The sequence below is a fragment of the Bacillus sp. PK3-037 genome (assembly GCF_054161355.1).
This window is the reverse complement of sequence record NZ_CP096408.1, coordinates 2,169,555-2,187,999: the sequence shown is the minus strand read 5'-3', so window position 1 is coordinate 2,187,999 and position 18,445 is coordinate 2,169,555. Positions and strand designations below refer to the sequence as shown.

The following is an 18,445-nucleotide window of genomic DNA, read 5'->3' as shown; positions in this document are numbered from 1 at the left end:
TATTCATAATTCTAAATGTAAAGAACAAACCTATGTATTGCAATATGATCTATGGAAAATCCTTGCACATGTCAGTCCGATTCTCTAAAATAAGTGCGTGATGAGTACTGTAAGCCATTTCAGTAAAGCAGGGGGAAAGGGAATGAAGCCTAGCATTCATGATGTTGCAAAAATAGCGGGAGTTTCATCTACAACCGTTTCGAGGGTATTAAATAATCGCGGCTATATTAGCGAAAAAACAAAAGATAAAGTTTACAAGGCGATGGAAGAAATCAATTACTTTCCAAATGATTTGGCCCGTTCTTTATTTCGTAAGCGTACCAATTTAATAGGGCTTATCATTCCAAACTCCAGCAATCCGTTTTTCGGTGAACTCGCCTTTTATATTGAAAGCATCTGCACGTCCATGGGCTATAAACTGCTGCTTTGCAACAGTTTAAATCGAATAGATAAAGAAGAAAAATATCTCGAAATGCTGATTAGAAATCAAGTGGATGGCGTCATCGCCGTTACTTACAACCGGGGAATACTCAATTACCACCAGCAAAATCTGCCGATTGTCGCAATTGACCATTACTTATCGGAAAAAGTTCCTGTCGTAGGCTCAGATAACTTTGCTGGAGGAAAAAAGGCAGCAGAACTACTGATACAAAAGGACTGTCAGCACATCATTCACATCAATGGGCCGATTGAACTTGAAACACCTGCAAATCTCAGGAGAAAAGCATATGAAGATGTTATGCGTGAATACGGAAGACAGCCTATTACATATGAAGTGCCGTTTCATGAAAACTATCGGAACATCATTTCAAAACTATTTGATGAACAGCCTGCAGTTGATGGAATCTTTGCCAGTGATGATATCATAGCTGCCGGAGTCATTACGGAAGCCAAAAAACGTGGAAAAGACATTCCAGGTCAATTAAAAGTGATTGGTTATGACGGAACAGAAACCATTCAGGCTATTCTGCCAGAATTGACTACGATCCAACAGCCGGTTGAATTAATCTCCAAAACGGCCATTGAGATTTTAGAAAAACAAATTGAAGGCGAATTTGATGATTTACCACTTGAAACGTATTTGCCCATACAGCTTTCCGAAGGTGGGACAACTTAAAAATTGAAGTAGTACGTACTCTATTATTTCTCACATAATCAGGGAAGGGGTGTCTGTTCCGGCTCATTCGGAATCGTACACAATATGAAACGGCAGGAATAGAATTCCTGCCGTTTTTTATTTGCTAGGGCAGAGGAGACAATAGTGAAAAATGTAGTACTATTGTATGGAGGTAAACAAGATTCGCTTATCTACTTAGAAATGAGAAAAAGCCGTTATATTAACGGCAAATTTAGAAGTAATTTGTCTATAGAATCAAACGAGGAGTTTACGACTTAGTGATAGAGTAACATCCGGGATGCTTTGTTTATAGCTCGATTTACAACTTTAGATCATTGAACTGTCTCGTTCAAGATGAAAAGCAACATTAACTTCGCCTATAATCTATTTGAAGCACAGCATTATTTGTAAAGGCATCAACCGAGGAACAAGTGATCAGAGGCCTGTATAGAAAAGGATGTATTGAGATATCCGGATGAAGGGTTTTCAAACGAGCACTAAAAAGCCCTTTGACTCGCATGAGTGAGGACAACTTTTACATAATTATGTCACTAAATATCATAAGGAATGAAGATAAAATGAGGTTGACTCTCCTCAACCATTAGGATGAACAAATTTCTTATAATTGATTAATAGAACTATATGTTATGGTAAAAACTAATTAACAACAGAATTAATGAATCTTTTTTAGATGCAGGAAAAGAAGATCCTGAAGAAATGGCCAGGCGATCCAAAGCAGTATGTGGAGAGAGTTCGGGCTTATGTGCACAGTAGGCATTGGAGACAATATGTTGCTTAGTAAGCTTGCATTTGACCTGGAGAGTAAGAAGACTAAGAGTGGTATCGACGTGGGAGATATGAAGATATGCCAAATAAACTTTGGAAAGTACACCCATTGTCTAAAATGTGGGGGATAGGAGGGAGAATGGAAAGAAATCTGAACCGGATGGGGATATCAACTGTAGGTCAGTTGGCTAAATGTCCTTTAGAGCTGCTTGAAAAGAAGTTTGCAATAATGGGAAACCAATTGTACTACCATGCACATGGAATTGATTTATCAGAAATAGGTGCTCTGTTGATGCAGGGTCAGATTTGGCAAGAGTCAGATTTTACTGAGGGGATTATACAAGAAAAGAAGAGATTAAGGCTGTTCTTCTGGAGATTTGTGAGGAAGTCGCAAGAAGGGCACGTACAAACAACAAAGTTGGTCGAACAATATGTCTAGGAATTGGTTACAGTAAAGATGATCTTGGCGGTGGGTTTCACCGAATGCTCTTTCATAAGTTTTACTCGGGTAAGACAGCGAGAAGCATCTCAGTTACGTTATAAAATTTTGAAGATGAAGTTAATCAACAGTGGAGTTTATTTGAAGTGGATAATGAAAAGAGAAGAAAGCTTGGGTTCGTTATGGATGGGATTAGAAGCAAATATGGCACGAAAGCGATTCTGAGAGCAGCTTCTTATACACCTGCAGGAACTTCACAATCATAAGAGCCTGGCTATATTGAGGCAGCAGGCTCTTATCACATTTGGCACTATTTTTTTGTATAACGCACCCAGTCGTAATGAGCGTATAGCGGTGTTACACCATTGTAGGAACCGAGCCATTCATCTACACCCGTACCATTCCACAAGTTCATCATGATCTTTCCTGGTGTTGTCGGAATTTGGCTTGTCGCAGTATGTTTTAATTGCCCATCGACATACCATTTAATAGAGTTTGGCTGCCAATCGAACGCATACGTATGATTGGCATTGGCTGCATCAAATCCGAGATCTACAATCTTCTCATGGTTTCCTACACCATTTGTATAATAGTTAAATTGAACCTTTGTTGTGTCTTTTCCTAAAAATTCGATATCAATCTCATCCCAAGGAGTTCCATCCGTTGGACCTGTGTAGGTGAAGAACGATGAAACGATCCCTGCGTTTTTAGCTGGTTTCATTCTGACTTCATAAAGTCCATAGCCATATGTTTGAACAGAGCGGTTTTCCCCGCAGTCAAACTTGTTATAAGATGGACTTGTTAGCGCCAAACGCATTTCACCTAATGACGTCACTGAGACGTTATTTGCACGCCAAGTGCAGTTGAACATATTTCCATTCGAATAACCATTTGCTTTTTGCCATAATCCGGAGTTATAGCTGTTAAAAGGGTCAAAAAACGATCCGCCGGTTTGAGCCGAGGCAGTAGAAGTGACTGCAGACAAACTCATAAACAATCCAGTGACAAAAAGCAACAACACTCGCTTCATACGATTAGACATGTTGGTATCCCCTTTCTTTGAAAACGTTTTCTATACCGATCATACATGATTCTTTTAAAAGGGAACATCAGTCAAAATAATGATAATAACGAATCTTCTTATTAGAATCATGGAAGTACGAAGTATCTCAGTTACTCTGTCTAATATTGAAGATAACTCTAATCAGCAAATAAGCCTATTTGAAAGAAGAAAGCTCGGGTCTATAATGAATGGGATAGAAACAAATATGGATCGGAAGTGATTCTGAGAGCAGTTTCTTATACACCTGCAGGAATGCGCTTCAGAAAGCAGGTCTAACTGGTGGACATAAACCGTAAAAATAACCCCTTCAAAATTTGAAGGGGGAATGATACATATTATGAAGTATGACCTCTACTAGCAACTTCAAATGAATGTCCATCAGTGAAATAACCAATACTTGCTGTATGCCCTCTACGTGCTTCTTGGACATCTTTTTGAGTGTTAGTTAAATAAATGCTGACAAATCCAATTAAAACAATGGCTAAAATAAAGACAGATGCATGCTTAAGTTTCATAAAGACAATCCCCTCTCTGAATTTGTTTACGGGTATAAAGCACTTTCTCATAAAAAACATTAGCTACTTTATGGTCTTCTTTTTCATTATAATACTTCGCTGCATCTAAGGCTAAATCCTCCACGTCTGAAAGCATTGATTTCGATTCTAAATAATTTAGAATCGAATTTAATTTTTCTTTGTCGTCATCAACATATAAGGCATTAATGGATTCAAACATTTTAGCCATAAATTCATCATTTAAATTCTTGGATAAAGACAGACCATGCGCACACCAAGAAATTGCTTCTGATTGATTCCTCATTTTAAATGTGGTTTTTGATAACATTAACAAGATATCTAATAAACGATTTGAATGCTCATACCCGTTGTTTTGGTATACTAGTATACCTTCTTTAAAGTACTCAGCTGCCTTTTCATAAGCTTCCTCAGCAAATAAACATAAGCCAAGATTATATAGGGACGAACCGATTAAACGTGGCATGTCGATGTCTCTTGCTTTGTCTAGAGCTTCTTTAAAATGAGGAATCGCTTTTTCAGGATATTCCATATCTAAATAGTTAAGTCCAATAACAAACGAACATTGAATAACCCTTACAGTATATGTTTCATGTGCTTTATAACTCTCTATTGCTTGAACAATATGATGCATCGACATGTGTGTCTGCTTCATATGATAATAAATCTCTGCAACTTTGTAGTGGAATTCTGCTCGTTCTATCTCATCTGCGACAAGTGATAGCTTTTTCTCAGCTTGCTTATAGAAGCTTATGGCATTAAGATATTCGTACTGTTCAAATTCATACATACCCCGGAAAAAGTTAAAATAATATTCAAGAATTCCTTTCAAATCAGTTTGGCTACTTTCGATCTTTTCTAATAAGTCTGAAATTTTAGGGCGTTCTTCGTTCATTGTTTTGGGTTCAAGGTAATCCAGCATCAGCTGATGGCGAAAACACATGAGAGAATAGTACAACAATAAATCTTGATCTTCTTTCATATGCCTTATTTCTTCCTCGACCTCAGCTTTCAATATTTCCGAATCTGGGACACTAAACAATCTTATGTATTTATACCACTCATTTATTTTCACTCCGACTTTAGAAGAAGAGATCAATTGCTCCAAGACAAGCCCTCCTATATTAAATATGTAATATTTTATCATATTTAAATGAATAAGGAAGATTAATGTTATCTTAAAAACGAAAAAATACCCTCCTCAATTAAGAGAAGGTAGGGGTTTATTGTAGAGATTCGTAATCCATTGCTTGTTCACTGTCAGAAATGCCTTGAGTTGTGGGATCAATCACAATTCCTATTGCAATTAAAAAAGTTAGAAGTGCATTAAATTTCTCTGTCAAATTGTCAACAAATACAATCAAGTCATAATTAAACGATCGTAAAACGTAAGAGGGAGTAGAGGGAAGGGGCTGCTTTAAGTAAATATTGAAGAAAAAGAGGAAATTTTAAGAGAGAAAAACATTGGTATTATACGGTTTTACGATAGCGATTACGATGTAAAATAGGGTGATTTTGAGTCGTATTTAGGAAAATGAAAATTTGGGTAGGGTGTGGAATGAAAGTGCAATAGGCACGTTTGTTCTTATTTTTGAGTATTTAGATGTAAATATGCCCCCATATATTTGGTGGTTAAATCTCCATATAATAGCTGTTATACCGGCATTTTAGTAAATGGATATGATCTAATGTTTTATGAGTGCTTATATAAATGTGAAAATCAAGAATGTTTTTTAAAAAAACAAAATGATTTCTGGCTTGAGTAGAGTTTTCGTAACAGGAAAGATGAAAACGATCACTTATTTTATTCTTTTATAAGAAATAGTTGTTGTGATGAAGCACTTTTTTCTTTAATAATGAAGATGGAGAGTCCATCGTTTTTCATATATGGAGGCTTGTATTTTAAAGACGAACCTTATACAGCAATCACATCAATGGTATGATCAATTACTAATATTGCAGCTAAGGGTGAATCAGTCGAGAACATTGAGGATCTCAGCGAGTGACAGAAAAGAAGGAATTAGGGGAAGTTGATATTGCATTTGATTTCTTACTTATGAGACCACATAGTGGAAAACTATTCTTTTTAAATAAGAATAATAGAAGGGAGCAAAGCTCCCTCTCTAATGGCTAAAGTTTCCGACCTTCATAATATGCTGTCCAAGTTCCATCGCTGTTTTTATTGATTCTTTTCAGGAACCAAGTGACTCCTTCCGCATCGGTATGCGTATTAATAAAGATGCCGGAGTCATTTGTTTCTTCTTTTGTATAAAGTTTAGCTTTGAAATCACTTGAAGCAACACTATTATTTTCAGAATGTGTACCATCTGGACTAGCAGCAAAAGCAGGGGCAGCTGATACCAGCAAAGCAAGGGATAAAGCAGAACCAGCTAAAACTTTTTTCATTCTCATTTTAAACACTCCTTTTGTTTTTTAATACACTTGTATTATTACATATAATACAAAAATATCCAAGGGGTTTTTTGTTAACATTTGGTGAACTTCGTTTAAATATATAAATCCGCCTAGATGCCTGCTGCTCTAAATGCGGCGGCAGCAAGGGCGTTAAGGAGGAAATAGCGTGAAAATAGTAGGATCTCATCAACAGAAAGTAAACCATGTGCATTATGCAACAGAAAACCGGCACATACAAAATCTATGAACAATCCAACATAGCTATAAAAATCCCTCTGTGCGATACAGAAGATAGAAAGTGTTTTCACAAAGTAGATATGAAAAACATGGCTTCATTCGCTTTAAAAACGATCAAAAGATATATATAGGAGGATGCGCAATGAACACAGCATTCAGAGTATGGGACGGCGAGCAGATGCATTATCGGGATGAAAAAGGAAGGAGCCTAACCATCGATGGTTATTGGGTATTGCGTCGTCAGTGTAATGGTGTTTTGGTTTGTGTCACCGACAGCTCTACAGCGGCACTTATGACGGAAACTGATCAAAGAGAAATAAGCAATCATGAAAATAATGTATGCTGGTGAAATCGTCAAGCAGAAGGAAACGGAGCTATGGAATCCATACAGGGCGGGAACATTCATCGGAGAAATAGGATTGCTGGAAGGCTATGGTACATCGTTAACGAGAAAAAGAAAGAAGCACGTCTGTTATTTTCGGAGACGGCAACAAAACTGAGTTATTGAAGGGCGCGGGTCGAAGATATTATTTGTCCTAGCTGCGGCGAAAGTGAATTAGAACTATGGACATATGGATATTTACAAATGTTCTGAATGCGGAATGATGCTCCCGAGAGATGTATTGAAGAGGAAGTAAAGCATTTTAAAACCAGACATATTATTAAACAAGTGCGTAATGGCCTTAGAAAGAAACTCTGAGAGGTTAAAGGTAATGGCAATTAAGTTTCAAGATGAATCACTGCTTTTTACAATTATAATCCAGAAGGTCTGGACGATGAAGTTAAAAAAGGGAGCCAGAAGCCCCCAATTACGATCTTATATTCGTACACCTTCGTAGTGGCCAATCCAATATCCTTCCGAGACTTTTGTAATGCTTTTTAAATACCAGCGGATTCCGTCTTGTTCAAATGTGTTGGCAAAAATACCTGTAGTGCTAGGTAGATCCCATGTGATAGCTTGAGCTTTAAAATCATCACTTGCAACATTTGCTACTACCTGATCCGGGCTTGTACTTGCAGCGAACGCTGGAGATGCTGAAACAAGTAAACCTACAGATAATGCAACACCTGTTAATGCTTTTTTGTAACTCATGTAAAATCCCCCATTTCCATAATTTTCTTCTTGCAATCACATTATATGGTTTTGTGGATTAGGGAAATAGTGATATTAATACCATACATATGGAAATTGTGTGTCGGTTAATGTCATTTAAATGCGGATATTAAGATGTTTTTATTACTATTGAAATCTGTAAGGGGGGGTTAATGATGTTTACAGTATGAATAATAAGAAGCTATAGCGATTTTTGATTTTCACTTTGACTCACGTGGTCAACAGATAGAGGAAGTACTGTTCCTTAAAGACAATCCTTATTTCAGCTGAGTATAGAATACATTTAAACCAATAAAGAATAAAAATAAAATAAGTGGATGGTACACTAGTGATAAAAACAAATCTGCATAGCAACTACGTAGATGAGATTATTGGTGAATATTACGCTGCTAAAGGATATTCAGTCCAGAGCATGGATCGTCAGGAAAATGGCCAACTAATTATTGTTGTGCAGCGAGAAACAGAGGAAATGGAACCTGAGAAAGTTAATATTGCATTTGATTTCATACATAAGAGACCAATAGAGAGGGGCACTTAGCATAAAAAAGGAAAAGAGTTAAAGCTCTTTTCCATGAGGTGTTTTCCTTAACCGATTCGCAATAAGCTTCATTAAGTTTACTGCAATAGATACCAAAACAATGATCAAAGCGATCTCAAGTAAGATGATAAGTCCAATATTTAAATTGAGCCTATTAAAGTAATCACCGATAAAGGAAAGGAGTTGATAAATACCTAGCATTAGAGCTATAAAGATTGCTCCTAAGACAATTAGAGATTTTTTAGAGAAATCCTCTGAATAAGCAGCTGCTTTAAATAATGAATTTGAAAACGAAACAAGAGTAAGGGTTTGATTCGAATGCAATCACATAAAAACATTTGAAAAAGAAACTGTTAGATACTATACGACAAGCTGAACAAGTCTAAATAAAAGATAGTTTTTTAACTAAACATATAAGGATGGGTCGTTATCGGAAAAACACACGTATCGATAACGGTCATAGAAGGATGATTTAGTTTCTATGGCGGCGTCTTTCTTCGAAGTGATCATGATACTCAGTCTGTTTTGATTTGGACTTGAATACAAACCAAATTACAGCAGCTAGTGTATAATCCATGACTTTATCAAAAGTCCAATTCGCAAAAAAATTCAGAAGAAATGTGAAATGAAATATAGGAAACTAAAAAGGATTTTAAAAAAATCACATTAGAATCAAAATAAAAATATTTATTTTATTGAAAGGGGTAAGGGAAGGGCAAATTATACGATGAATGATATTAATGACCTGATAAAGCTTATCACAAGCATTGAGCGTCGAACTTTCTATAGCAAAGAAAACATCTCAGGACAATCCAATCAAAAAGCGTATGTCAAATTCAGAACACAGCTATTCTTTGTTGATAATTACACGGGAGAAGACGTTTATCCGTATAAATTACGCCACGATCCAAACGGCTTCTCACACGGAGGTAACGTGTGGCAGATGATCATTAGTGTTAGAGAGTTCATTATAACAGGGAACTGTGGCGAGCTGAGGGATTCTAAAGAAATATGGGCGTACAGCTATGAGGGATGAATGGATATTCGCAATAAGGGAAAGGAGATTGGATTTGTAGAAAGTATCGTTTACCCTAATAGCTTTGATGAATAGATGAAAATTAAATAAACTAATTAAACTATGTACTAAATTTTCATTAAGCTTTATAGGGCTTGGCACTAAGAAGTTATGTAACAGAGAGTTTATACTCTTCAGGATTCGAAGGATGTATGCGGAGTTTACCGTGTTTAGTCTTAAATCTGTGCTTAACCTTACATAAGATAGGCTCAATAAATATATAATCAACAGATTCAGACTTTACTTGTTTCATAGAATAAAACTTGACTCGTTCTGCTTGTGGCATACATTCCATAAACCCAGTTGCAGTTCCATCAGGGTAAGACAGAAAGAATTTATATCCTTCTTAGTGTAGCCGGTTATGAGAACTTCGGTGTAATCATAATTAATCACTTTCAGCCAATTATGAGAACGTTTATTAATTTCATAAGGGGAGTCAGCTTTCTTGAGTACGATCCCCTCTAAATTCTTTTCTTTGGCCAGATTGAAGTAAGCGAGTCCATTTCCTTGAATTCCCTCAATAACAAAGACTTTACAGTTCAAGTCAGTTTTGGAATTGTCTTACGTTCAGTGAGCGGCTTAGCTGCAATTGACTGACCGTCTTTGTAGATAACATCAAATACACAGTATATGGGCTGATCTTTTGGACATAAAACGTTCCATAACAGCCTCAAAAATCAGGAACACCATCTGAAACAGCTACAATGACTTCACAATCTCTAATGTATATTTCTTTATACGAAATGGTTCGAATGCGGATTAATTACAGATATTACTCCATCAGATGTAGAAACAAGAATTGTGATTCTGCGAAAAAAGGATCAGGCTATGGTGACCAAGACCACTTATAATATAATTTTTTAGGTATTTGTAATTAAATTACAAATATTAATAATATCTGCTCGTGAATTCGTGATATTATATTGAAGAGAACGATCAAAAGCTTTGGCGTTAGTAATGAAGAATGTTTTAAATATATACGAGTGCTACCTCATGTTAAAGTCAGAAAAAATATTATAGGAGGTAACATATGTTTAAATTTAAAAAGAATTTCTTAGTTGGATTAACGGCAGCTTTAATGAGTATCAGCATGTTTTCGGCAACCGCCTCTGCAGCTGGCACAGACTACTGGCAAAATTGGACTGATGGGGGCGGAACAGTAAACGCAGTCAATGGATCTGGCGGGAATTACAGTGTTAATTGGTCTAATACTGGAAATTTCGTTGTTGGTAAAGGCTGGACTACAGGCTCGCCATTTAGAACAATAAACTATAATGCCGGAGTTTGGGCGCCGAATGGCAATGGATATTTGACTTTATATGGTTGGACGAGAGCACCTCTCATTGAATATTATGTAGTGGATTCATGGGGTACTTATAGACCTACTGGAACGTATAAAGGTACGGTTTACAGTGATGGGGGTACATATGACGTGTACACAACTACACGTTATGATGCACCTTCCATTGATGGCGATAAAACTACTTTTACGCAGTACTGGAGTGTTCGCCAGTCGAAGAGACCAACTGGAAGCAACGCTACAATCACTTTCAGCAATCACGTTAACGCATGGAAGAGATATGGGATGAATCTGGGCAGTAATTGGTCTTACCAAGTCTTAGCGACAGAGGGATATCAAAGTAGTGGAAGTTCTAACGTAACAGTGTGGTAACAGGTTATCTTTAATCAGGGGTAGCTAACGGGCTGCTGATCGTTCCTTGAGAAATTTTATAATCGTTGTTATTGTGAGTTTACTAAGAGGCGACGGTCTTTTAGTTGGATTCTCATTATATGCCTCGGGAGTAATCGTTAAAGGTCCTTTCTACGAGGCGAACGGCCTTGGCAATGCTGGTGGTAGGGTATTCTCCATCAGGTTTTATAACTTTCCCTATAAGTGTAATGGAATAGTATTAATTTTTTTGTTTAATAGCGATATTTTTTGTAGTCAGCGTTTGCTCACAAGAGACGTCTTCATTAAATTAAATTTATCAGATTAAGATTTATACATATTGTTGATTAATTTCGAATTGCTTAGAGACAAAAATGAACAATATGCCATGTTCTTTATAAGCTGTAAAAAGATTGATCCTAATTTATTTATTAGGGCTTTAAAAGAAGGATATGCCTTTAATCAACCAATTGAATTTGATGAGGACATTGTACGTTTTATTAATGGAGAAGAACAGGCTATAGTACATAAAACAATCGGCTAGAGGTTCAATGATTGTGAAAATGAAGAATTTTCCTGATGGATTTACTTTACAGACAATGGATATGTGGTTGTGGAGTGAAATTGTTGGATGCACACAGCTCTTAGTTTTTGATCAGTTAGAAACTTATTTTAAGAAAGAGTCAGCAACTTCAGAAGATATAGTTTGAAAATCCGAATAACTCTGAAATGTCGTTATATGTTCATATACTAAGAAAGTAAGCGTGCCGGCAACTGAAGCTAGGACGCTTTTTTTGTTAGGCACCTCAATAAAACAACAATTTTAATCAGAAGGGAAGTGGGATATGCAGGAATTTGAAACAATAACAGTTATAGAACGTATAGTGACTGTAGTGGTTATAGTGCTTCATATGAATGTTGTGAAAGGGGTATCCAAATGCAATTTCATCATACCAAAAGCGGAAATCAAAACAATCATCCAAAATGGTTGGTAACTATCTTGCTAAGCTGGGGAACGTTCGTATTTGCTTTGTTTTTTGCTACTTTAATCGGTTCAATAGCCCGCCAAGCAGGAGCTTCTAAACTCTTACAGCAAGGTATCCAAGCAGGCTTAGTAACATTAATTACTGTTCCATTACTCTACTTTTTTCTCAAACGGACGTCTAGTAGGCCATTCTGCTCTATCGGACTGTCTGGGTGGAGGCAAGCCCTTCCGAAAACCATTATGGGAGCCGGAAAATAAGTGGTACAGAGGAACCGATTTCCTATAGAAAGATCATTGATTCGTATTTCAAAATGGGGGCAAGTGAATGGGAGCCGCACATAATTAATGATCCATATCTTCCGGATCGAGTGTTAGAAGCAGGACATGCAGTAGGTTGGACACTCCGAGAAAAAATTGTTACCCTCTTGCTTTTCGAGACAGGTGCCAGAGTATCTGAGGTTGTAGAACTTTTGATTGGAGATTATCGAAAAGCAAAAAGAGAAACGGAAGCAATGACATTTAGCAAGGGAAGTTTATGGAAAACGTGTGAAATACATTCAGTTTAGTCCGAATACAGCAAAATTAATGAAACATTATATAAATCATGAACGCATTAAATACACTAAATGTTCTAAAAAACTAAATGACTTGAATGATAATGATCCAATTTTTGTAATTTCTCGCGAAACAGGTTTGAAAAGAGAAGCATGGTTTTATCATTGGAATAAGGCTATGAAATACAGCGGTCTAAAATTAAATCCCCATAAAGCAAGGCATTGGTTTGTTACAACCAGAATGAAAATGATTTACGAGAGGGCAAAGGATGAAAGTGAATTTCACAGGTATAAAGAGCAGCTGATTGTTTATATGAAGTGGCGTCACCAGGATACTGTTAAAGCTTATGAACATTACTTTAATCAAGAAGAAGGGCGCCTCATCCAATTAGAGATGCATGAGAAAATGAAACATACTCAACATGAATATATGAAAAATAAAAACAAGCTACGTCAAAAATTATGAGGCTGTACTTATATTGTAGTAAGGAGTGGGACAATTGAAAACGGTACTATCGGTGCAACACCTAACGAAAGAAATCAAGGGCAAGTTGATTGTGCAAGACATATCATTCGATGTGGTAGAGGGAGAGATTATTGGACTACTTGGTGCGAACGGAGCGGGCAAGACAACCACTATGAAGATGATAGTTGGTCTAAGCACAATAAGTGCCGGGGACGTGCAGATTGCAGGTTACAGTATTAAGAGTCAGTTTTCTAAAGCACTCTTCAATGTAGGGGCAGTGATTGAAGCACCTGCATTCTATCCTTATTTGAGTGGATACGAAAATTTACGTCAATATCAGCGTTTGCACAAAAATGCGAGTAAGGATTGGTTGCTGGAGGTAGCCAGTCTAACCGGTATAGAACATGCGCTTAAGCAGCGAGTAGGCACGTACTCCATGGGAATGAAACAACGCTTGGGAATTGCACAAGCACTACTGCGAAAGCCAAAGTTGCTTGTGTTAGATGAGCCGATGAATGCACTTGATCCTTCTGGTGTCCGTGAAACCCGGAACTATTTAAATAGAATTGCGGCAGAGTTGGGCGTATCAATTGTGATTTCCAGTCATCAACTGTCTGAGATTGAGCAGATGGCACGCCGAGTGGTTATTATGCAGAATGGCTGCTTAGTGACAGAGCAGCGGATTGATGATGGGTTAAATGATGGGGAATTCTGTATCACTCTTCACATTGATAATGTTGAGCTTACAAGCGAAGTTGTGGTTAACTTGTTTGGGGATGATTATCATGCATTGGATTATCTGCAGACACAGAAATTATCTAACGGTTTGCATACTATGACAGTAGCTATTGATGAAGGTCAAGTTCCAAAGCTGATTCGAGCATTGTGTGATGCCGGGGTGGAAGTTCATCGGGTGTTGTCGGCACATACGAGTTTAGAAGATAAGTTTTTAAAATGGACAACTGCGCGCGGTGAGGTGAGTTAAATTGTTATGGAATGAATGTTTAAAGATAGTGAATAAAAGAATCTTTATTCTTTCACACATTGGTTTTATTGTGATGACGGTACTGTTCTCTTGGGCATACACCAGTAATCTCAAGGCTGATGATACGGTGGCTCAAATGGTAAATGCTTTGCTTGGCCTATCGGGAATGCTTGTTATTCTACCTTGGGCGATTGTTTTGTCACCTCTTATTTGGACGGATGAGTATCAATATAGTACTCTGAAACAACTGTTCCTGCATACGTCCTCGCGCTCACGGTTGTATGTTGCAAAAATTGCTGCAATGGTTTTGCTCATCATTACGAGTGTTGTTAATATATTCATTGTTTCTTTGTTAGTGAATCTTCTGATGGCTCCAAAAAACATACAATGGGGCGACATGACGGATGTTATATACTCTATCGGAGCAATCGTATTGCAATGTTGCCTATATGCAAGTCTAGCATCCTTGATTGGCGTGTGGACGAGATCAGCTGCTATCGCAGTAGGCGGTAGCCTAGTGCTATACTTTTTACAAATGATATTTGGAGGTAGTCTCTTATCTACATCATGGACACACATTCTATTCATTCATCATGATGATTTAAGTGTTTATTGGAGCACGTCACAATATAAATCGGAATTAGTTGGCTTACCTATATCGTTAGCGATAGATATCGCCTATATTTTGTTTTTCTTTGCAATTGGATTATGGTTGTTCGTCAAAGAGAGAGGAGCAGACTAAACATAAAACGGAGCTAAGAATGAGTAAAATAGGATACAGTTATGTCATTTATGGCGATACTCGGGATAACTGTATGGAAGACAAAATAATGAATGTGAAACTGAAAGTAGTCAATAATGATAAGTGACAATTGATTACGCTAGTCCAATAAACCAGCAGCAGTCTAGGACTTTATTTTTGTCAAAGACTACTGTTGGTTTTAAATTAAAGTCAGTCTAACTTAATTAACAGCGGATAAGTGTCTGCAAATAAATTATATCAATCAGAAGTTGTTTACAAAGAAATATGTGATTCTAAAATTGTTGCGAAACTAGGCGTTGCATACAGAAAGAAGAATATAAACCCAGAGTTACAAGAGTTTATGAAAATAGCGAAAGGCAAGGCGATGAACACATTTACAAAATGACGAGAAAAATGACAAAATTGTAAGAATACACGAATGTTTGTAAGGAAGTTCGATGTTTTCCTTTTTCTTTTTTTATTACAATGAAAAAAAAGAAAGAAGAAGGAGATGGAAATGTCATACTCATGGTGATACCTATTTTTATGAAAGTAAAAAAAGCGTGGGAGGGGAAGTAAGATGATGTTTTCTCAGCTCGCGTTTAAAAACATTAGTCGAAATATACATACGTATGCCGCTTATTTTTCAAGTGAAACCGTCTTGTTAGAGTAAGAAACAGTACATTCACATATTTAAGAAGTAGTTAAGTCTCATTTAAACCTTTTTTTCCATAATAAAATGATAAACGTACAAGAAGGTTGGTATTTTTAGATTGAGTACAATAATCAAAACTATTCATGTAATGAAGGTATATGGCAATCAGTTATACACCTTACTATAAAGGAGGGATTTGAAAATGTCTTTTTCTCAATTCAATATTGATATTTTTCGAGCAATTAATGATTTAGGTAAACAATATCCATTCCTAAACTCAGCCATGGTATTTTTGGCAGAATATATGGTATATATTTTGGCTTTAATTATTATAGCTTATTGGTTTACCGGATCCAGAAAAAGTAGGATGATGGTTATTCAAGCGATGGTTGCTTTTGTGATTGCTGAGGTGATTGGAAAAATAGCAGGGAAATTTCATTTGAATTATCAACCGTTTGCAGTATTGCCTGATGTTAATAAACTTGTCGATCATGCTGTAGATAATTCATTTCCTAGTGACCATACGATTCTCTTTTTTTCGATTTGTTTTTCGTTTTGGCTTGTTCGTAAAAAGACTGGATGGGTATGGCTTATACTTGCATTTTGTGTAGCGATCTCTCGTATTTGGGTAGGGGTTCATTATCCTTTTGATGTTGCAATAGGGGCTTTAATAGGGTGTGTTTCAGCGTTATTTTCGTATTGGTTAGTACCGAAATTTTCTTTTATCAAGCAATTGCTTACTCTATATGAAAGAGTAGAGAAACGTGTTTTACCATCCAAAAACAAATCAAAAGAATTTTGAGTATACAAGTTAGCGTGAAAAATACAGTTGCTGACGACCTATATATGGAATGTATTCATGTTTCAGCTGTTGCTGAACAAATTAAAGAGCAACAACGAATGAAGAAGGCTTCTTAATCTTTTGTGTTTGTGGATGTGATAAGCACCCAGGTTTTAGGAAGTGTTGCGGTTCTCTTTCTTTACAAAGTAAATGTCAATTAATTACAAAATATACAATAAAAGTTGTTTTTGGAGTTTTCAAAGAACACCTTAGATTTTCTAATGGAATACGAAGTTTACTTATTTAGTATATCATTTGCTGTAATCTTTTGGATCTGGGACTCTGTTTTTCTGCAAAACGGGAAAAAGGCAGCGACTAAGTAGCTTAAGTATTCACAATACTTCTTCTTAATGAATCGAGAAATAATACCTAAAATTCCTATTTGGTATTGTGATCCTCTTTCTAAAATTGCAGACGATAGGGGGGATAAGTGTGTAAAACTGAATCCCTCTTATTATAGGATCTTAAATCAGCATAAAAAAGGGATTGACCTCACATTTGCAAAAAAATGAAACAAAAAATCTACACGTACATTACTGGAGTTGATATCTTAAAAATCTCGCCATCTCTTATATAAAAACGGGGGATGCGGCGGCTTAATGTAGACACCACTTCATAGTTAATCGTATTAAGCATTTCAGCAACTTCATCAACGGGAATCTCAGCTCCCTTTTGGTGACCGTAAATCACAACTTCCTCTCCTTGTTTGCCTTCACTCTCTCCTAAACTAACCATGATCATATCCATTGTCACTCTTCCCGCCACCGGCACTCGTTTTCCGCGATGAAGAACAAACCCGCGATTTGAAAGCGCGCGAGAATAACCGTCAGCATATCCGATCGGGAGTGTAGCAATGACTTCACCGGGATTTGCGATGTATGTAGCACCATAACTAATGGTACGGGGTTCTGTCAGCATGGTTTTCACATAAGCGATACGCGCCTTTAAATTTAGTGCAGGTTCAAGCTTAACGAGATGTAGTTGTTTTATATATGCTGAAGGATATAATCCATATAAGCCTATACCTAAACGAATCATATCAGCGCTAAATTCCGGAAAAGCGATAGCCGCAGCCGTGTTGCTCATATGCACGGTGGGCAGCTCAATGTCTTGGTTTTTTAAAAAACGGAGAAAACGGAGAAATTGATCGTGCTGCAGTCTGGTTAGAGTGGTGTCTTCTTCATCGGCTGTTGAAAAATGTGTAAAGATACCTTCCCACCTTAGGAGTTTACTTGCTGTTAATGCATTCACTACTGCTAAAAGTTCTTCTTTTGTACGTACACCTAGTCGGCCCATACCAGTATCCACATTAATATGAATACCCAATCGGTTAGTACTCGCTTCACTTTCCAATATATTGTTAGCCTTTTTGATCCAATCAACCTGAAATGCTGATAACTCTATATTCCAAGCTGCTGATTTTTTCACACAACTAAGGGATGTAAAACCAAGCACAAGGATAGGCGCTGTAATTCCCGCTTTTCGTAAAACGATTCCTTCCTCCACGCTGGCAACAGCGAGCTCACTAGCCCCATGTTCCAATGCATGGCGCGCCACTTCTACAGACCCATGACCATAACCGTTCGCTTTTACGACAGCCATAATTTTGGTCTTTTTTGGTATGTGATGGCGTATTGCTCGCAAATTTTTTTTTATGGCATCAAGATTTACTTCGATCCAAACTTCTCGGCAGAGCTTTGTCATCGACGCTTCCTTCCTTCTTATAGAATAGTGTAAAGCGCATTTAGCCGTTAATAAATCCTGTAACATTGATGGTTGGATGCTTTCAATCTGATTTTATTCAACCTTAACTGAAATCATTCAACAGCAAACTCTTGATCTAACGAGAAGATGCTAACCGATGGCCGAAGTCGACAGCACTTTTATTTTTTTATATTAGCTGATTAGTTCAATATTGATTTTCTTCACTTAGGTGAAGATTGATACGATGACCGAGGATCAGATAGTACATCTAAACAAAAATAGCTGCCTATGGCAGTAACTTCATTTACTATTTAATTCAACGATTGCTTGACAACATTGGTATTGGTTAAGACATGATTTCTTAACACTAGGTAAAGTGAATGCTGAAGTAGACATGGACTTATCACTTAAGTCAAAGCTCTCTTAGCGAGGGCTCACGTTGTGTTCAAACAAAGAGAGAATGATATGATAAGACGAGATACATCAAAGGATAAGCTCCTGTTCATACTAATTGTCGGGAGGTATGC

General features: G+C 37.0%; 17 protein-coding genes and 6 pseudogenes. 14 read left to right on the top strand and 9 right to left on the bottom strand.

What is annotated here, in order from left to right; genetic code table 11:
* Positions 1-142 precede the first annotated feature (142 nt).
* Both M1D69_RS11405 and M1D69_RS11400 read left to right on the top strand, forming a co-directional pair.
* Positions 143-1,117, top strand: a complete 975-nt coding sequence (locus M1D69_RS11405) for a LacI family DNA-binding transcriptional regulator (protein WP_458106041.1) — start codon at positions 143-145, stop codon at positions 1,115-1,117.
* Positions 1,118-1,789: 672 nt separating this feature from the next.
* Positions 1,790-2,608: pseudogene (locus M1D69_RS11400) on the top strand (DinB/UmuC family translesion DNA polymerase); the annotation flags it as partial.
* A 44-nt stretch (positions 2,609-2,652) separates the two neighbouring features.
* Here the strand turns inward: M1D69_RS11400 and bglS are convergent.
* Positions 2,653-3,384, bottom strand: a complete 732-nt coding sequence (gene bglS, locus M1D69_RS11395) for a beta-glucanase (protein ID WP_105991897.1) — start codon at positions 3,382-3,384, stop codon at positions 2,653-2,655.
* Positions 3,385-3,499: 115 nt separating this feature from the next.
* Between bglS and M1D69_RS11390 the strand changes: the two are divergent.
* A pseudogene (locus M1D69_RS11390) lies at positions 3,500-3,701 on the top strand (UV damage repair protein UvrX); the annotation flags it as partial.
* Between the two features lie 39 nt (positions 3,702-3,740).
* Here the strand turns inward: M1D69_RS11390 and M1D69_RS11385 are convergent.
* The 4 genes from M1D69_RS11385 to M1D69_RS11370 all read right to left on the bottom strand — a co-directional run bounded on the left by M1D69_RS11385 (position 3,741) and on the right by M1D69_RS11370 (position 6,350).
* On the bottom strand, positions 3,741-3,920 hold the full coding sequence (locus tag M1D69_RS11385; protein WP_024121541.1) for a hypothetical protein: 180 nt from the start codon (positions 3,918-3,920) through the stop codon (positions 3,741-3,743).
* Positions 3,910-5,046 (bottom strand): response regulator aspartate phosphatase, encoded by a 1,137-nt coding sequence (locus M1D69_RS11380; protein ID WP_458106042.1) that lies wholly within the window; start codon positions 5,044-5,046, stop codon positions 3,910-3,912. The genes M1D69_RS11385 and M1D69_RS11380 overlap by 11 nt, the downstream gene beginning before the upstream one ends.
* Before the next feature lie 115 nt (positions 5,047-5,161).
* Positions 5,162-5,281 (bottom strand): phage holin, encoded by a 120-nt coding sequence (locus tag M1D69_RS11375; RefSeq protein WP_458110412.1) that lies wholly within the window; start codon positions 5,279-5,281, stop codon positions 5,162-5,164.
* A gap of 787 nt (positions 5,282-6,068) precedes the next feature.
* Positions 6,069-6,350, bottom strand: a complete 282-nt coding sequence (locus M1D69_RS11370; protein ID WP_458106044.1) for an LCI fold-containing protein — start codon at positions 6,348-6,350, stop codon at positions 6,069-6,071.
* Positions 6,351-6,732: 382 nt separating this feature from the next.
* On the opposite strand from M1D69_RS11370, the gene M1D69_RS11365 reads away from it, so the two are divergent.
* Complete coding sequence (locus M1D69_RS11365; RefSeq protein WP_458106045.1) at positions 6,733-6,939, top strand: hypothetical protein; 207 nt, start codon at positions 6,733-6,735, stop codon at positions 6,937-6,939.
* 468 nt (positions 6,940-7,407) lie between these two features.
* On the opposite strand, the gene M1D69_RS11360 is transcribed toward M1D69_RS11365, so the two are convergent.
* Positions 7,408-7,683, bottom strand: coding sequence for an LCI fold-containing protein (locus M1D69_RS11360; RefSeq protein WP_024121546.1), 276 nt, complete (start codon positions 7,681-7,683; stop codon positions 7,408-7,410).
* Between the two features lie 349 nt (positions 7,684-8,032).
* On the opposite strand from M1D69_RS11360, the gene M1D69_RS11355 reads away from it, so the two are divergent.
* Entirely contained in the window at positions 8,033-8,242 is a 210-nt protein-coding gene (locus M1D69_RS11355) for a hypothetical protein (RefSeq protein ID WP_458106046.1), read from the top strand.
* An 18-nt stretch (positions 8,243-8,260) separates the two neighbouring features.
* On the opposite strand, the gene M1D69_RS11350 is transcribed toward M1D69_RS11355, so the two are convergent.
* Positions 8,261-8,443, bottom strand: coding sequence for a hypothetical protein (locus M1D69_RS11350; protein ID WP_458106160.1), 183 nt, complete (start codon positions 8,441-8,443; stop codon positions 8,261-8,263).
* A 526-nt stretch (positions 8,444-8,969) separates the two neighbouring features.
* Between M1D69_RS11350 and M1D69_RS11345 the strand changes: the two are divergent.
* A pseudogene (locus tag M1D69_RS11345) lies at positions 8,970-9,353 on the top strand (hypothetical protein).
* 73 nt (positions 9,354-9,426) lie between these two features.
* Here the strand turns inward: M1D69_RS11345 and M1D69_RS11340 are convergent.
* Positions 9,427-10,041 (bottom strand): annotated as a pseudogene (locus M1D69_RS11340) (ATP-dependent DNA ligase); the annotation flags it as partial.
* 306 nt (positions 10,042-10,347) lie between these two features.
* Between M1D69_RS11340 and M1D69_RS11335 the strand changes: the two are divergent.
* The 8 genes and pseudogenes from M1D69_RS11335 (at position 10,348) to M1D69_RS11300 (ending at position 16,537) form a co-directional block, all read left to right on the top strand.
* The gene (locus tag M1D69_RS11335) at positions 10,348-10,989 is read left to right on the top strand and encodes a glycoside hydrolase family 11 protein (protein WP_268497819.1); all 642 of its coding nucleotides are present in this window, start codon (positions 10,348-10,350) and stop codon (positions 10,987-10,989) included.
* A gap of 262 nt (positions 10,990-11,251) precedes the next feature.
* Positions 11,252-11,615: pseudogene (locus M1D69_RS11330) on the top strand (hypothetical protein); the annotation flags it as partial.
* 308 nt (positions 11,616-11,923) lie between these two features.
* Positions 11,924-12,220, top strand: a pseudogene (locus M1D69_RS11325) (CPBP family intramembrane glutamic endopeptidase); the annotation flags it as partial.
* 297 nt (positions 12,221-12,517) lie between these two features.
* Positions 12,518-12,991, top strand: coding sequence for a hypothetical protein (locus M1D69_RS11320; RefSeq protein WP_458106047.1), 474 nt, complete (start codon positions 12,518-12,520; stop codon positions 12,989-12,991).
* A gap of 34 nt (positions 12,992-13,025) precedes the next feature.
* Complete coding sequence (locus M1D69_RS11315) at positions 13,026-13,976, top strand: ABC transporter ATP-binding protein (RefSeq protein ID WP_458106048.1); 951 nt, start codon at positions 13,026-13,028, stop codon at positions 13,974-13,976.
* A gap of 1 nt (position 13,977) precedes the next feature.
* Complete coding sequence (locus M1D69_RS11310) at positions 13,978-14,718, top strand: ABC transporter permease (RefSeq protein ID WP_458106049.1); 741 nt, start codon at positions 13,978-13,980, stop codon at positions 14,716-14,718.
* Between the two features lie 857 nt (positions 14,719-15,575).
* A complete protein-coding gene (locus M1D69_RS11305; RefSeq protein ID WP_458106050.1) occupies positions 15,576-16,175 on the top strand; it encodes an undecaprenyl-diphosphatase in 600 nt (199 codons plus the stop codon).
* Between the two features lie 260 nt (positions 16,176-16,435).
* Positions 16,436-16,537 (top strand): hypothetical protein, encoded by a 102-nt coding sequence (locus M1D69_RS11300; protein WP_458106051.1) that lies wholly within the window; start codon positions 16,436-16,438, stop codon positions 16,535-16,537.
* A gap of 199 nt (positions 16,538-16,736) precedes the next feature.
* Here M1D69_RS11300 and alr read toward each other — a convergent pair whose 3' ends face one another.
* A complete protein-coding gene (alr, locus tag M1D69_RS11295) occupies positions 16,737-17,918 on the bottom strand; it encodes an alanine racemase (RefSeq protein ID WP_458106052.1) in 1,182 nt (393 codons plus the stop codon).
* Between the last annotated feature and the right edge of the window lie 527 nt (positions 17,919-18,445).

Coding starts and splice junctions, on each gene's coding strand:
- alr (WP_458106052.1), bottom strand. CDS start 17,918: ATGACAAAGCTCTGCCGAGAAGTTTGGATCGAAGTAAATCTTGATGCC.
- M1D69_RS11365 (WP_458106045.1), top strand. CDS start 6,733: ATGAACACAGCATTCAGAGTATGGGACGGCGAGCAGATGCATTATCGG.
- bglS (WP_105991897.1), bottom strand. CDS start 3,384: ATGTCTAATCGTATGAAGCGAGTGTTGTTGCTTTTTGTCACTGGATTG.
- M1D69_RS11360 (WP_024121546.1), bottom strand. CDS start 7,683: ATGAGTTACAAAAAAGCATTAACAGGTGTTGCATTATCTGTAGGTTTA.
- M1D69_RS11305 (WP_458106050.1), top strand. CDS start 15,576: ATGTCTTTTTCTCAATTCAATATTGATATTTTTCGAGCAATTAATGAT.
- M1D69_RS11335 (WP_268497819.1), top strand. CDS start 10,348: ATGTTTAAATTTAAAAAGAATTTCTTAGTTGGATTAACGGCAGCTTTA.
- M1D69_RS11405 (WP_458106041.1), top strand. CDS start 143: ATGAAGCCTAGCATTCATGATGTTGCAAAAATAGCGGGAGTTTCATCT.
- M1D69_RS11385 (WP_024121541.1), bottom strand. CDS start 3,920: ATGAAACTTAAGCATGCATCTGTCTTTATTTTAGCCATTGTTTTAATT.
- M1D69_RS11370 (WP_458106044.1), bottom strand. CDS start 6,350: ATGAGAATGAAAAAAGTTTTAGCTGGTTCTGCTTTATCCCTTGCTTTG.
- M1D69_RS11300 (WP_458106051.1), top strand. CDS start 16,436: ATGGAATACGAAGTTTACTTATTTAGTATATCATTTGCTGTAATCTTT.
- M1D69_RS11350 (WP_458106160.1), bottom strand. CDS start 8,443: ATGCTAGGTATTTATCAACTCCTTTCCTTTATCGGTGATTACTTTAAT.